The organism is Pseudomonadota bacterium (genome assembly GCA_040752895.1).
In the GTDB taxonomy this organism is placed as follows: Bacteria; Pseudomonadota; Alphaproteobacteria.
The window spans coordinates 25,009-38,226 of the sequence record JBFMHN010000007.1 but is presented as its reverse complement, the minus strand read 5'-3'; the positions used below and the strand labels follow the sequence as shown (position 1 = coordinate 38,226).

Below are 13,218 nucleotides of genomic sequence, written 5' to 3'. Positions count from 1 at the left end.
GCCTTCGAGCGTCTGGAACCCGACCGTATCGACGCTGAGGCCATCGATCAGGCCGTTGGGATCGGCGGCGATGGTAGTGCCGTCCATCGCCGTATAGGCATCCCAGCCGAGATCGAGCGTCGCCAAGGCCGTGGTCCAGTTGACGTAGGCCCTGGACAGCGAGCCCAAGAGACGCACGCGCCCCGCCGGCAGCTTGCACAACGCGACGGAGCTCGTTGCGTCACCCGCGCCCGACTGGGTGCAGGTGAAGAACGCGATCCGCAGGCGACCATGCTGCTCGGTGGTCTTGAGCGTGGTCTGCGGGTCGTCGATGAACGCGTAATCGTACTCGGTCGAATACTGGGTGGTGACAGCCATTGCTCGGCCCTCCTATCAGGCGTCAGTGGTCGGAGACGCGCCCGGATCGCACTCGATGTAGCCGACGCGGCCCTCCTCCATTCGGGTCGCCCCGAAGTCGGCGCGCGCGTAAACCTGTGTCGAGTACGACTTGTCGGCGCGCACGGTGATCTCGGTGGTGATATCCTCGCCCATCGCGAGCAACAGCCCGCCGCGGGTCCAATACGGGATGATGTCATCCGAATTGGCGTCCGTGGTGATGCGCTCGCACGGGATCAGCGTGCACCCGCCGACGCGGCTGATCTTGCCGTTGACCAGCGGCAGCGCGGCGTTGTAGTCGCCGCTGATGACCCGCTCGTCCTTCAAGAGCGAGGAAATCTGCCGCGCGTTGACGGCGACATAGACCTCCTCGTCCGGGTCGACGTTGTTGGCGCCGAGCTTCTTCCTCGCCTCGATCAGCTTGGCGAGGTTGAGGCCGGTATCGGCCGCCGAGACGCCGGGCCATACCGTCTGCACGTCGACGGTCATGTTGGCATCGTAGCTGGTCGATGTCGCGCCGGTCTCGCCGGTGTAGGCGGTCGCGGTGACGGCGGTGATCAGCACGTCGTCGATCGAGCGCCCGAGCGCCCACGCCGCCGCCTGAGCGTACTCGCTCGACGGGTTGATGAGCATCCTGATATTATCGGCCTTGTCGATCAGGTCGGCCCACTCGTAGGTCCCCGTGGTGACCCGCCTACGCGAGTGGGGCGTGTCCATCCGTGGCGTATCGGCGTGGCGCGAGGTGCGAAGCTGCGCCGCGACCGAGCCGATCTGATCGAAGAACGCGCTCTTGCCGGTGATCGTCTCCTGCCGAACGTAGGCACGCAGCTTCGAGCCCTTCTGCTGCAGCAGGTGGTAGACGTTCGCGTTGTACTGCTGAACGAACGCCGTTGTGATCTGAGTCGACATGGACTCATCTCCTTTCGGGTTGATGTTGGGATTGGCGTTCGCGTCGGGTGTCCGCTGATGCGGGCCTCAGCTCCGGTTTACGCCCGGTCGGCGCGAGGGTCAGACGGGGCCGGAAGGCGTGTCCGTCGAGGCCTCACTCTCTTTACGCGGTCGCCCCGGTCCGCGCTTGACCGGAAGGGCCGGGGTGCCCGGTTGTCCTTCCAGCAAAAACGCTTCGAGGGCTTCGACCTGACCCATGATGCGGGTCAGGTCGGGGTTCTGCGGGGCCTTGCCCATGATGAGCTTCAATAGCTCAAGGCGAAGTTCAGGCCGCGTCAATTGGCGCTCTCCTCGGCCGCCTCGGCGTCGAGGATTTCCGCGCGCGCCTCCTCGTCCGTCAACGCGGACGCCGCCGCGTTCTGGGCATTGATCTGCCGCGACAGCTCACCGATGATCGGCGCCGCGTCGCGATAGGCCATCTCGGCCAGCTTGCGGATGATCTGGGTCATGTGCGGCTCGCTGATCCGCACCGTGTAGACCTTGCCCATCAGCGCTTCTCCTCGCTCGGATACAGCATCTCGAAATAGCGCGTGTACTCCTGGTTGAGCCGGCGGTGATCCGGGTGGCCCTTGTCGGAGAGCGCGTCCCAGTTCTTCTCGCGCATCTCGGCGAGCTTGCCCTCGATGTCGCGCGGCGTCATCTGGCCGCTCTTGGCATCGCCCTTGAGTGCCGTCTCGCCCATCGCCCGCTCGCCGACCTTGGCCAGCCAGCGGACCATGCGCGGGTCGTTGCCGAGCCCGGTGCTTTCCAGATGGGCGACGAAGTCGGGGTCGGCGAATTCCTTGAGCGCGCCCCTGGCGAGAGCGAGCTTGCCGTCATAGGCCTGGCCCCATTCGCGCTTCAGCGCCTCCTCGGCGGTCTGGCGCGCCTGGGCCTGGCTCGCGTACCAGGCGCCGTGACGCTCGGTCTCGGTCCTGACGAACGCCTCATAGATGCCGTTGGCCTGCTTGGCGTTGAGGCCGTGCATGTGGGCCCACACCCGGAACGACTTCTCCTTCTCCTCGTCGTAGGTCATGCCGTCGGGCAGCTTGTCGGGGCGCTTGAACTCGTACTTGTCCGGCGCCTCCGGCCGCCCCGCCGCCGCGTACCAGCGATCCCAGTCCTCGTCGGTCTTGGGGATCGGCACCTTGTCGCGGCCAATCAGCGATTCGGCGTTGGCATAGCCGCGCGCCAGAGCGCGGGCGTCCAGCTTGCCGTCGCGGGCGAACTTCTGGATCGACGTCAGGCCCTTCAGGTCGTCATCCATGTCGAGGAACAGGCTCGGCAGCTCGGTCGTCGCCGAGGGCTGCACATGCTGAGCCGGCGGGGTCGTGGGAGTGCCGCCGCCGGTGAGCAGCGATCCGCTAGTTGCTGGGTCCATGATCTTCCATCAGATGGTTGATGAGGTCGGTTTGACGCTTGGCCGTGGCCGGGTAGTCCTCCGGCCGGTAGGCCAACAAGCCAGCGATACGCTTGGCGACATTCTGCTCACCCGTCGCCATTGCGAGGCGGATCGGGTCGGTTTCCTCGATCGGCGACCAGGCGTGACACCAGGTCATCAGGTCGGCGAGCACGCGCTCGCCCTCGGGCGTCGAGAACACGTCACGATAGTCCTGGGCGATCTGCGCCATCGGCGTCTTGCGTCGGCTCACTGTCCAGCCCCGTTCAATTGATTGCGCAGCCGGTTCGCCGCCGGAATGCCGTTCTTCGGCATGTTGGCGCCCATCAACGCGCTGATCTCATTCAGATCGATGCCGCCGTTGGCGTGCGCGTCGGCGACGTTCTTCAAGGCCTGCGAGCCCTGGTTGACCATCTCGACCGCCGGCTGAGCAACCGCCATGCCCTGGGCGATCTGCTGTTGGCGAGCGTCCGCCGCCATCTCATCGTCGGTCTTGAGGAGATCGGGATCGTTGTTGAACAAATCCCACAGCCAGTCGAAGGTCCGCGTCGGGCTCATCCGCTGCATGGCGACCTGGGCCGCGATCTCGGGGCCGAGCACGCCCAAGTGCTGGAACACCTGCACCAGCCCCTGCGCCTGGGTTTGCTTCTGCGCCGACGCGATCGGACTCACGTACTCCACATTCATGTCGCTGCCCTGGATTTCCTCGGGCGGGAGCGGCAGCAGGCCCTGCCGGTTGAGGATGCCGAACACGCGCTCGATCAGCGGGCCAAGCAGCTCCGCCTCGAGCCGGCCGATGATCGGGCCGAGGATGCGCATGCGCTCGGTCGTGCGCTGCATGACCTCGGTCGCGGTCATCTCGGTCTCAGTCACGATCTGCAGGATGTCGGCGAAGAACACCGTGCGGATACGGTTGCGGATCGACTCCATCCACTCGAGCGCGACCTGCAGCCCCTGGATCGAGGTCGGCATGGGCACGATCTCGCGCTGGCCGCGGTAGAAGTTGAGCCCGCCCGGCACCGTGCGAACCGGCCCGACGAACCCGTCATCGGGCAGAAACAGCGGCGGGTCGGCGTTCTTCTGCAGCGTCTTGATCGTGGTCAGCGAGGCCGCCTGCAGCATCTTCACATCCGGCAGCGCGGTCATGCCGGGGCTTCTGCCGTACATCTCGCCGTTGAGCTTGGCCCATCGCGGCACGAGGTAGGGGAACTCCGGATAGCCGCCCTCCTCCAGCTTGTGGCTCTCCTGCTGCTCGAAGTAGCACGAGTGATAGGCCATGTCCTTCGGTGCCTTGGAGCCGTACAGCCGCTCGCGGTTCGGGGCGACGACATGGATCACCGCGACGCGCTCGTCATAGCGCTGAGCGTCGTGCTTTTCTTGCACCGCCTTAGAGACCTTGCCCGGCCACATCTCGACCATCTGCCGGACGGTGTACTCATGATAGCGGTAGACGGTGTCGACGCGGCCCTCGCTGTTTTCGTCGATGACGATCGACGCCATCGGCCGGCTTTGAAACAACAGCCCGCCAGAATCCTTGCGGGTGCCGATGTAGATGCACGCGGTCCCGAACGCGCCGAGGTCCATGTAGGTCTCGTGCAGCGTGGTCGTGAAATTGGCGCCCGGCGCGTAGAGCCGAGCCCAGATCAGCTTCTCGACATCGGACAGATAACCCCGCACCGCCTCCTGCTCATTGAGCTCATCGTCGGCGAGGCGGAGCGAGAACCACCGGCTGGACGGATTGGTCGCCATGCCGTGCAGGCCGGCGGCGAGCAGTTCGCACGCATGGATGCCGGTCGGGTCGTAGACCTGGCTCATCTTCTTCTCGCCGGGCGTGCGAAGCCCGACGAAGCCCATCTTGCGCGGCTGGATGACGGTCGCGATCTCTTCGCAATGGCTCTCCCAGTTCGCGCGCTCGGTCCCGCCCTTCAGCGCTTCGTAGCGGCGTTTGTAGAACTCGACGCGCGGCTCGGGCGTGTTGTCCATCACGCGCCGAGGCTCGTCTTCTTGGTCGGCGCCGGGCCTGCCGCGCCAAGCGGGCCGGTCAGGATCGTCGCGTCATAGCCGCCGGCAGACGCCGCCGCGGCGCGGCGCTGGCGCTCGGCCAGCCCTTCGACCTCGGCGTCACGCTGCGAGGGCGGGGCGGCAGGCGGCTGCTGCACCGGCGGCGGAGTCGGTGCCGGCGGCGCGGGTCGTGATCCTCCACACATTCTTCAGCTCCCGAGTAGCGATCTGCGTTGCATGTCGTCCTGCGTAGATTGCAGGGGATTGGGCATCAGCCCGGCGTCATTGAGCTGGGCGATGCGGCGCTGGCGCTCCTCGGAGCGCTCGCCCTTCCATGCCTCATAACCGGGGTTCTGCTTGGTCTCGACCTTGAGCACCGGCGGCGGCGCCGGGGGCGGGGTGCTGGACCCTGATCCTCCGCACATGGTCACGATCCTCCGAGCAATGAGCGGGTGGTCTGCTTGGAATGGCCAAGCGCGCGGTTGACCTCGGTCGATCCGAGCACCGTCACCGCGCTGCCGGGGTCGGTGAACAGGTTCGGGTCGTCGCGCCGGAACGCCTCATTTCGCGACAAGCGCCAGCTTTGGAACGTGGGGTCGTTCTTGGACGTGTTGACGGTCACCGTCTTGACCTCCGGCTTGGGCGGCGCCGTGTAGCCGCCCCCGCTGCCTCCGCACATGATGATCGCTCCTCAGTCTGTGGTCGTTCTCGCCAGCGATCCACACGAACCGCTGATAGCTCGCGCCGTCCTTGCCGAAGTGACGCATCGGCGGCCCTTCGGCGATCGCTCCGAGCGCCCGCAGGAACCGATGCGCCTCGGTATGGGCCTCGTGGCTCTCGCAGTGCAGCCGCTTGCCGCCGTGGTTCTCGATCAGGTCGGCGACGGTCTCGCGGGCCCATCGCATGCAGGCGTAGGCCACCGCCTTGAAGTCGCCCGTCCCGAACATCCAAATTTGCCACACGCCCGGCCGATCCTCGGTCAGCGCGATGACCGCCGCCGGCCGGCCGTTGTGCCAGGCGATGCGCCCGCGCCCGCGGTTGCGGATCATGTGGTAGGCTTCCCAGGCCAGCCGGATCGGGCTGTCATGGTCGCGCACGCCGTAGATTTCCACAGCATCGATCGGCCGCATGTTGAGACAGACGTACTCGAGGCTAACGAGGTCGATGTCGGTCAATACGGGGTCCATTCGAGCCCCGATGTCTCCTGTCGACGCATCTCCTCGCGCTCGATCTCGCGCCGGTAGTCGGGCTGATCGATCGCGAACGGGTCGTAGGCGCCGGACGAGAGGAACTGCCGTTCGTTCAGGCGCTCTTTCACGTCGAACAGTTGCACCGCAAGTTCACGGAAAGCGTCGGCGCCATGCGAACTCCAGTCGTGCAGCGGGTTCTTGCGCGGGGTCTTGGCCTTGGTGTCCCACTCGGTACGATACTGACGCAGGGCGTCGAGGCCCTTGGCGCACTTCTGCTCGTCGAACACGCACTTTGGCAGCATGTTGCGGACCGCGTTGATCCCATCCTGCACCGGCAGCCTAGACCCGGCCCGGATCGGAGCGAGCTTCAGCTCTTCCAGCGTCTGCTTCCGCGTCTTGGCGCTCGTCATCTCCCGCGTGTCAACATCGTGCGGCAGGTAGTGCTCGACGTAGGCGTAACGCTTGGCCATCACGTCTCTGGCGATGTCGGTCAGTGCCCGGTTGCGCGCCTCGAGGTAATCGATCACCCTGACCTCACGCCCGGCAAGCTGAACAAACCATACCGCCGTACTATCGTCGATGCCGAGGTCCCAGCCCGTATAGACCGGCAGGCTCGGATCATGCGGGACGCTGGTGATCCGCTTGTCCTTGTCGAGCTGGGCGATCAAGCGGCCGTAGTACGAGCCGATGACCGCCGCGTCGAACGAGCAGAAATACTCCTGGTCGAACACCGCTTCGCCGTCATCGTCACCATAGAGGGCGATTAGGTCGGCCTTCGCTTCCTCCAGGCTGGCGCGGCTGAACACGCCGGTATCCTCTACCGTCTGCCGCTCGACGTGCCACTCCGGCCGCTGGATCGCCGAGCGGTACAGGTTGTAGCCGTGGTTCTTGCCGCGGCTGGTGTACAGAAACAGCGCCCAGCCATCGTTTTCGGCCAGGATCGGCGACAGGTAGGCCCAGGCCGTCGGGTCCGCCAAGGCCCATTCCGAGACGACCAGACCGGCCGGCGGAGCACCGACCAGCGAGTTGTAGTTGTCGGAGCCGACCACCTGCCAGGTGCTTCCGTTGCGGAAGCGGATGAACATGCCTTGCTCGTTGGTGCTGGCCCTGATCTCGGGCGGGAACGCCTCGTCGATCCGGCGCAATCCGGTGTGCGGGTTGACCGCGGTCCAGATCGCCTTGCGCGCCTGCTCGTACTCGGGCAGCATGTGCCAATAGGAGGCGACGCGCTGGTGTGCGGCGACCGCGGTCCAATGCAGAGCCAGATCATCCTTTCCCCAGCGGCGATGACAGACCGCCAGCCCGCGCTTGCCGCCGAGCTCAAGGAAGTTCCACAGCCGTTGCTGATAGGACCTTGGTCTCCAGTTGTGGGGAAGCGTGATCTCTATCGGCATATCTCACGATGTTGATCGTTACCGAGGCGTCCTTGCGATCGTCGTCCGCCGCGGCCGGCTTGCCGTAGGCGCGATCGATGATCTCCTTGGCCGCCATCAAGGCGACCCTCTCATCCTTGCTCTCGATCAATTCGACGATGCGGGCGAAGGCGCGTGGCGTGTTCTTGACCGCGAGGTCGCGAACGTCGGTCGGGATTTTCTTTCGCCCTGATGGGTTTCCACTGACACCCTTTGCCCACGGGGTCAGATTGGCCAGGTTCCCAGTGCGCTTGCTAACTGTTTTCTCACTGCTGGCAGCGGGTTGCATCTACCTGTCTTTGCGCCTCTCTGGCCTCGATCTCGTATGGGCTCGTGTTGTAGCGACCCGTCACGTAGTACCAGACGGTGCGCCACCAGAACCTTACTGTCCCGTCCCTTGCCCATTGGTCAAGGTGGACGTGCTCGTGGACCAACAGGCCGATGTCATCTTGGCACTCGGGCTTGATCCAGATGCGGCCCGACGGCACCACCATAGCGTCGAAGCCGAAGGCGTCGAGGATACGCCGGCGCCAGCCTTTTACCGCGACAACAGGCACGCAATCGCCACCATAGCCGTTGTCGCCGTGTCTCCCCGTCCGAACGCCTGAATGCCGACGCCAAAGAACTTGGCCAGCGCGACGACTGCAAGGGCTAGTCCGATGTAGCCGAGCGCCTGTCGGATCGGGGTCAGGAGTTGGTCGAGTTGCATCTAAGCGCCTTCCTTCCCGACCACGCTGCTGCCAGTGCCAGAATGAGCACCAGGGCTCCCAAGAGCCAGTCCGATAATGAGACAGGCACAGCCGGCCCACATCAGGAGGATGGCAATCGAGAGCGCCTGGGCATGGGTCATCCGTGGCTCCACACGGCAGACGGGCGGGACGCGGCGTCACGGGCCGCACTCACCACGCTGTTGAGAAACCCCACGGGAGCGAACGGGGCAACTCCCGTGGGGTTCACCGGGCGCGAGGGCTTGGGCGGCGCCGCAGTGTGCGAATAGGGCTGAGACTCCTCCTCGCGCCGGTAGAGGCCGGCAATGAACAGGGCGAGGGCGGGCAGGCCGGTGCCGGCGAGCGCCATGCCGAGGTTCACGGTCTGCTGAGCACCCTCGGCGAGGAAGTCGCTGGCCTTGAGCTCGCCCTCGATCGCCATCGCCGCCGCCTTGACGATGAAGGCGTTCTGCTCAGCGACGGACGAGGTTTTGTGCTCGACCTTGGCCGCGGTGACGGTCTTGCTGTCGAGGATGCGCTGCGTCGCCTCTATGCGCTTGGTCAGATCGTCGCGCTGCTCGGCAAGCGCAATCCGTTCCTCGAGCGTGGCCTTGCTCTTCATCAGGGCGAGGCACTTCGGCCCGCAGCCGCCGCGCTTGGTTTCCTGCTTGATCGCCTCGTCGGCGGCGGTGAGATTGGCGCGCATGCCGTCGGCGGAGACCGTCGCGACCCATGCGTTCTGCTCTTTGAGGATCGCAAGCTGCTCGCGCCACATCTTCAGGTTGGTGCGCTCGTCGGCCATGATGTCCTGGGCGCCGTCGTAGCGGGCGTTCTGGACCTTGGCCTCGGTAACGTTGACGCCGCGAAGCCCGGCCGTATAGCCGGCGTGCGAAAAGAACTCGATCGCGAACAGCGGCACGCACAGCATGGCGAGTGTCAGGGCGACACCCTTGCGGCCACGCTCCCACTGCGTATACGCGGCTTCCGGGGCGAAGGCCGTCACGATGCTGAGGCAGGCAAGGAACAGCGCGTGCTTGACGCTGACCGACCAGCCGAAATCGAAGCTCATCAGGGTGGCGGCGATGAGCGAGCCGAGCCCGAGATAGAGCCAGAAGCGGCCCCACGGGGTGAGAGTGCCGAACATCTGCTTGAATGTCTGTCGCATGGGGGCGTCCCTGGAATCGACGCGCACCGCCGGCGTTCACGGCCGGTTCACACAGACTGAGGTAGGGTGATACTCGTGAGTGGCGTATCGGGTTCTGCGTAGCAGCTCGGGACGGAGGCCGGCGCGAGGCGTCATCGGCCTCCGTTACCCATTTGCCCACGTAGGGCAATTTATAATTGCGTAAGCGATTTGGTGCACCTACGTCAATGGCTTTTCGGCCACAGTGCGGGCGCGGATGGCAGCGGCGATCTCGCGACATGCGAAACGCTCGCCCGTGCTGGAAAGAGGCTGATCGACGGCGTAGGTGTCGAGCGACACGACGCCATGAAGATCATCAGCGATCCTCGCACACGCCTCACGCTCGGCGACGACGGCGGCACGTAGCTCCGCGCAATACTGCGTCAGACGCTGATCGCGAGCGCAACCGCCTGCACGTAGCCGCTCGACCTCCTCTCGCTCGCCGAGGACGCAGAACCGCAGGCGCACGATCTCGGCGGCAGCCTCGCGCATCAGTGCCCCATCAGGAGCCCCATGCAGATCGGCGTGGCGTTCCAGCCTTTCAACGATGTCGGTCATGTCGTCTCCCTCAGACTGACGTGCGGGGTAAGCCTGGCGCGGCTATGACCCAGCTTCAACGTCCCGTCGATTGCCCTCATGACATAGATTTTTGCGTTCGTTCGCTCTCTCAATCAGACGGCGCACCATCTCCGACCGTGACGGGAGATCACGCTCAGCCTTGCGCAGCGCGTCCAGCATGTCCCTGAACTCGTGCGCGATCCGCATGTGAAGGATGGTGTCTTGTGTCATAAATGCATAATGCGCCCACATTAGCGCAAGGTCAATACATCAACTTTTCGTGATCGTGTATATTTTGTGTTGACGATAGAAGCCACCAGTGCTATTTTTAGCTTGTTGAGTACAAACGAAGCGGCCCGCCCCGAGGGCAATCGGGAACGGGCCAAATCCTAGAAAGGACCAAAGCTATGGTTGCATACGACCCGACAGACGTCAACCTGCTCGCGCTGTTCTCGGGCTGGTTTTCCAAGCCGGTTACCGAGCAGTCTTCCCGGTCACCGGTTACCGAGCAGCGAGCGGCCGACCTGGTGATCCCGCCGACCGTTACCGATGCCGAGTTGGACGAGCTCCGCCAACTTCTCCGCCGGCTCGGCCCCCTGTCCAACAAGCAGGTGGCGCGGTTGATGAAGGTGACCAAGGGCGAGGCATCGAAGCGGGTGTCCAAGGCGGTCGCCGCCGGCATGGTCAGCCGGACCAAGATCGGCAAGGAAGTCGCGATCACGTTGCACTAGCCGAATTCGGCGACCAAAAGGCCCCCACGGAGCAATCTGTGGGGGCCTTTCTCGTTTGGTGAGGTCGGCGGGGCCGGTGCCCTATTCGAGCGCAGTCTGGCCTTTTTGCCCCTAGCACCGGCGGGGCACCACGCTCGCGCCGCCCTACGCGTCACACTGGTCCTCGGCCGGGCCAGTGCAGGTATCCGTACAGCCGCGCCAGCGCCGTCAGCGATCGCCGGAGGCTCGCCGCGCCCTTGGCCATCTGATGCCGGCGGGAGACGTAGCCGAGTGCCCGGCCGGCGTCCTGGGCGATGCCGTCACGGGAGACCACCGCGATCAGGGCTTTCCAGTCGGCGGGGTCTTCGACGGCGAGCTCGGATTGCACCAGCTTGCGCCGGCAGGTCTCGATCCACTCCGGGCCGAGTAGATGGGCCTGGACCTGGCTGGCCGGCGTGCCGTTATGCCGGCTCTCGCCGTAGCCGCAAACGGCGCTGCGTCCCTCATAGACGGCGCCCCAGTAGGTCGTGAGTGTGCGCCCGGCCATCGCCTGCTCGGGCGACAGGATCGCCTCCCGTCCGCCTCTGGCGATTTGCATCAGGTCCCAGCCGGAAAGCACCCGATGATAGGGGCGGGCCTCGGTTTGGGACTGCGAGGGCGGCATGTGCCGCTCGCGGGCGTGACGCAGGCGCTCGAGGGTCGGGTGGTAAACTTCGGTCATGGTCTCTCCGATGGGGTGAGACGCGCACTGACACAAAAACCTTTAGCAACTCAGGCGGCTATCAAACGATCGGCGGTTTTCCTTTCATAAGTCTTCCAAGAGCTTGCCTTCGACGCCATCCACAAACGCCTGCACCGCCTTGTGATGGGCTGCCGCGAGGTGCAGGATCAGGCTCGTCACGGTCGAACCCGACCAGTCGAGATAGAACCCGCCGCCGTCCGGGCGGATGCCGATCACCGCTACGTCGCAGAGATCGGTTTCCGCGGCACGTTCGATCACCCGGGCGATCAGGGCTTTGTGCTCGTCTCGGGTCATGCAACACCGTGGGTCATATCGGCTTACTTCTGCCGCTTGAGAGCATCGATTCTCCGAGCTTGCGAAGCGCTTCACCCAGCGCCCCACCGCGCCCGCTGCAGCAGGCGGCATAAGCTTCATCGAACTCTCGTGCCTCGCGGATGATGCGCGCCTTCTCGTGCACGTTTGGCAGGCGGTGGTTGTAGCGGCAAAAGTCGTGCAGTCCGAGCGACCAGCCGTTATCCGCTGCCTCGCGGCCGATCTCGGAAACGATCAGTCGATCCGCTATTGCAATGTCCTCATGCGCCCAGCCGGGGTGCTGGAATGGCGCCGACCGTATCACTCCGACCGGGGCGCCGGCCTTGCGCGCCTCTTCGCAGGCGGCGACGATTTCGTGCGGGGTCGGAAACTGCCGGCCGCGGTGGCCGCGCAGCAGCACATCGCCAGCCTTGTCCTGTTCTGCCGTCGAGAACCCGCGCACCAAACGCGCGACCTCCTCGAGATAGGCCGCCGGATTGGCGCAATCGGGAGGGCCGTAGACATTCGAAAGGCGCGAAATCAGGTTCATGCGGCTCCTCCTGGCAAGGCGTTGACGAGGTCCATCCACTCACGCTGCTTGCGCTGCTTCTCGGCTTCCCACGGCGCGACGTTGGTCGCCGCCCGCACCGGAGCCGTGGCCAACCCCGTCCGGCACCAGTTCCGCCACGTCGCCTGCCAGTCGAGCTTGCACGCCGCCTGCCCGGCCTTGGCATGCCAGTAGTCGCGGAAGCGGTCGGCTTGGTCCGCCACCATCGCGTCGGTTGCGTGGGGGAATGTCACTCTTGCCCAAGAGCGCCAGTCATCGGGGAGAGACCAGTCGGCGGCGAGTCGCGAACCGCGACGCGCAACACTACTCTTCACTTTCTGGTTCTGGTTCTTGGTTCCACTTCGCGCGTAGTTTTCATTGGGTTTTTTCGAAAACACCCCACGGGTATCTAGGGGGGTATCTAGGGGGGTATCTAGGGGGGTGTGCCCTATGGTACCCGGCACGGGGCTCCGCTCTTTGTGCGGATCAACCGCTCGCGTCGTTTGTCCGGCGTGCGCGTCGGCGGCAGCACCAAGCTCTCGCTCGGCTCGCGGCACGGTGTACCCTGTTGCTGTTTGCACAACCTTTCCGAGCGTGACGAGCTGATCGCGGACTTTCCGGTAGGCATTCGTATGCACCCCCATGAACTTTGCTGCTTGCCGGTCGTCGATGGGAAGACGCAGGCCGGTTTCATAGACGTAGGCACAGACACGGATATAGAGCCCCTCCTGCTCCAGGCTCAGCCCCAAGCATCCGGAGCGCCAGTCGGTCGGGTAGAAGCGCACGTAAGCGACCATCGGAGCCCCCTCAGAATGGCATTTCATCTTTGAGCGGGGGCGGCTCGTCGCCGGCCGGCTTGGCGTAGTCGGCCCGCGGCGCCTGCTCGCGCGGCTTCTGTGGTGCCTCAGACAGGATCATGTTCCAGATTTCGGCCCCGTCGTCAGCGACCTCGCGCGATTTCAGCAGGGCGATCTTCATCATGCCCCACCGGCCGACAAAATATTCGGTCCCCTTGGAGCTGGTTTTTTTGTACAGTCTGCAGGCCGTGATCTGTGGACTGTAGTCAGCCATGTGCCGCCCCCGCCTTGCTATCGCCACCGAACACTTCTAGGTTGCCTATCGTCATGACGCCAAGTTCCCTGGTAGGTGTTCGAGTTCTGATTGGGACCGCATCCC

The 13,218-nt window shown here is 64.9% G+C and carries 23 protein-coding genes; 1 reads left to right on the top strand and 22 read right to left on the bottom strand.

The features are described 5' to 3' along the window. The 17 genes from AB1781_11235 to AB1781_11155 form a co-directional block, all read right to left on the bottom strand. On the bottom strand, positions 1-357 hold a 357-nt coding region (locus AB1781_11235), incomplete at its 3' end, for a hypothetical protein (protein ID MEW5705139.1). A 15-nt stretch (positions 358-372) separates the two neighbouring features. Next, positions 373-1,284: a phage capsid protein gene (locus AB1781_11230; GenBank protein ID MEW5705138.1), complete on the bottom strand. Its 912-nt coding sequence runs from the start codon at positions 1,282-1,284 to the stop codon at positions 373-375. 99 nt (positions 1,285-1,383) lie between these two features. Beyond that, positions 1,384-1,602 carry a hypothetical protein gene (locus AB1781_11225; GenBank protein ID MEW5705137.1) on the bottom strand — a complete coding sequence of 73 codons (219 nt, stop codon included), beginning with the start codon at positions 1,600-1,602 and terminating at the stop codon, positions 1,384-1,386. After that, positions 1,599-1,811, bottom strand: a complete 213-nt coding sequence (locus AB1781_11220) for a hypothetical protein (GenBank protein MEW5705136.1) — start codon at positions 1,809-1,811, stop codon at positions 1,599-1,601. The genes AB1781_11225 and AB1781_11220 overlap by 4 nt, the downstream gene beginning before the upstream one ends. Then, a complete protein-coding gene (locus tag AB1781_11215; GenBank protein MEW5705135.1) occupies positions 1,811-2,683 on the bottom strand; it encodes a hypothetical protein in 873 nt (290 codons plus the stop codon). Before AB1781_11215 ends, AB1781_11220 begins: the two co-directional genes overlap by 1 nt. Further along, on the bottom strand, positions 2,667-2,954 hold the full coding sequence (locus AB1781_11210; GenBank protein MEW5705134.1) for a hypothetical protein: 288 nt from the start codon (positions 2,952-2,954) through the stop codon (positions 2,667-2,669). Before AB1781_11210 ends, AB1781_11215 begins: the two co-directional genes overlap by 17 nt. Beyond that, complete coding sequence (locus AB1781_11205) at positions 2,951-4,684, bottom strand: portal protein (protein ID MEW5705133.1); 1,734 nt, start codon at positions 4,682-4,684, stop codon at positions 2,951-2,953. The genes AB1781_11210 and AB1781_11205 overlap by 4 nt, the downstream gene beginning before the upstream one ends. Continuing rightward, positions 4,684-4,908, bottom strand: coding sequence for a hypothetical protein (locus tag AB1781_11200; GenBank protein ID MEW5705132.1), 225 nt, complete (start codon positions 4,906-4,908; stop codon positions 4,684-4,686). The genes AB1781_11205 and AB1781_11200 overlap by 1 nt, the downstream gene beginning before the upstream one ends. A gap of 3 nt (positions 4,909-4,911) precedes the next feature. After that, entirely contained in the window at positions 4,912-5,079 is a 168-nt protein-coding gene (locus tag AB1781_11195; protein MEW5705131.1) for a hypothetical protein, read from the bottom strand. A gap of 50 nt (positions 5,080-5,129) precedes the next feature. Continuing rightward, entirely contained in the window at positions 5,130-5,276 is a 147-nt protein-coding gene (locus AB1781_11190; GenBank protein MEW5705130.1) for a hypothetical protein, read from the bottom strand. Then, on the bottom strand, positions 5,263-5,889 hold the full coding sequence (locus AB1781_11185; GenBank protein MEW5705129.1) for a hypothetical protein: 627 nt from the start codon (positions 5,887-5,889) through the stop codon (positions 5,263-5,265). Before AB1781_11185 ends, AB1781_11190 begins: the two co-directional genes overlap by 14 nt. Continuing rightward, positions 5,874-7,286 (bottom strand): hypothetical protein, encoded by a 1,413-nt coding sequence (locus tag AB1781_11180; protein MEW5705128.1) that lies wholly within the window; start codon positions 7,284-7,286, stop codon positions 5,874-5,876. The genes AB1781_11185 and AB1781_11180 overlap by 16 nt, the downstream gene beginning before the upstream one ends. Continuing rightward, on the bottom strand, positions 7,213-7,593 hold the full coding sequence (locus tag AB1781_11175) for a hypothetical protein (protein MEW5705127.1): 381 nt from the start codon (positions 7,591-7,593) through the stop codon (positions 7,213-7,215). The genes AB1781_11180 and AB1781_11175 overlap by 74 nt, the downstream gene beginning before the upstream one ends. Continuing rightward, positions 7,571-7,861, bottom strand: a complete 291-nt coding sequence (locus tag AB1781_11170; protein ID MEW5705126.1) for a hypothetical protein — start codon at positions 7,859-7,861, stop codon at positions 7,571-7,573. The genes AB1781_11175 and AB1781_11170 overlap by 23 nt, the downstream gene beginning before the upstream one ends. Next, a complete protein-coding gene (locus AB1781_11165) occupies positions 7,843-8,013 on the bottom strand; it encodes a hypothetical protein (GenBank protein MEW5705125.1) in 171 nt (56 codons plus the stop codon). Before AB1781_11165 ends, AB1781_11170 begins: the two co-directional genes overlap by 19 nt. Before the next feature lie 137 nt (positions 8,014-8,150). Next, a complete protein-coding gene (locus AB1781_11160; protein MEW5705124.1) occupies positions 8,151-9,176 on the bottom strand; it encodes a hypothetical protein in 1,026 nt (341 codons plus the stop codon). A 198-nt stretch (positions 9,177-9,374) separates the two neighbouring features. Then, positions 9,375-9,752, bottom strand: a complete 378-nt coding sequence (locus tag AB1781_11155) for a hypothetical protein (protein ID MEW5705123.1) — start codon at positions 9,750-9,752, stop codon at positions 9,375-9,377. A gap of 407 nt (positions 9,753-10,159) precedes the next feature. Here AB1781_11155 and AB1781_11150 point away from each other — a divergent pair, with 407 nt between their 5' ends. Beyond that, complete coding sequence (locus AB1781_11150) at positions 10,160-10,483, top strand: hypothetical protein (protein ID MEW5705122.1); 324 nt, start codon at positions 10,160-10,162, stop codon at positions 10,481-10,483. 151 nt (positions 10,484-10,634) lie between these two features. On the opposite strand, the gene AB1781_11145 is transcribed toward AB1781_11150, so the two are convergent. The 5 genes from AB1781_11145 to AB1781_11125 form a co-directional block, all read right to left on the bottom strand. After that, positions 10,635-11,183 carry a hypothetical protein gene (locus AB1781_11145; GenBank protein MEW5705121.1) on the bottom strand — a complete coding sequence of 183 codons (549 nt, stop codon included), beginning with the start codon at positions 11,181-11,183 and terminating at the stop codon, positions 10,635-10,637. A gap of 84 nt (positions 11,184-11,267) precedes the next feature. After that, positions 11,268-11,498, bottom strand: coding sequence for a hypothetical protein (locus tag AB1781_11140; GenBank protein MEW5705120.1), 231 nt, complete (start codon positions 11,496-11,498; stop codon positions 11,268-11,270). A gap of 13 nt (positions 11,499-11,511) precedes the next feature. Next, positions 11,512-12,045 (bottom strand): hypothetical protein, encoded by a 534-nt coding sequence (locus AB1781_11135; protein MEW5705119.1) that lies wholly within the window; start codon positions 12,043-12,045, stop codon positions 11,512-11,514. After that, positions 12,042-12,866 carry a DUF1376 domain-containing protein gene (locus AB1781_11130; protein MEW5705118.1) on the bottom strand — a complete coding sequence of 275 codons (825 nt, stop codon included), beginning with the start codon at positions 12,864-12,866 and terminating at the stop codon, positions 12,042-12,044. Before AB1781_11130 ends, AB1781_11135 begins: the two co-directional genes overlap by 4 nt. Then, complete coding sequence (locus AB1781_11125) at positions 12,850-13,113, bottom strand: hypothetical protein (protein ID MEW5705117.1); 264 nt, start codon at positions 13,111-13,113, stop codon at positions 12,850-12,852. The genes AB1781_11130 and AB1781_11125 overlap by 17 nt, the downstream gene beginning before the upstream one ends. Between the last annotated feature and the right edge of the window lie 105 nt (positions 13,114-13,218).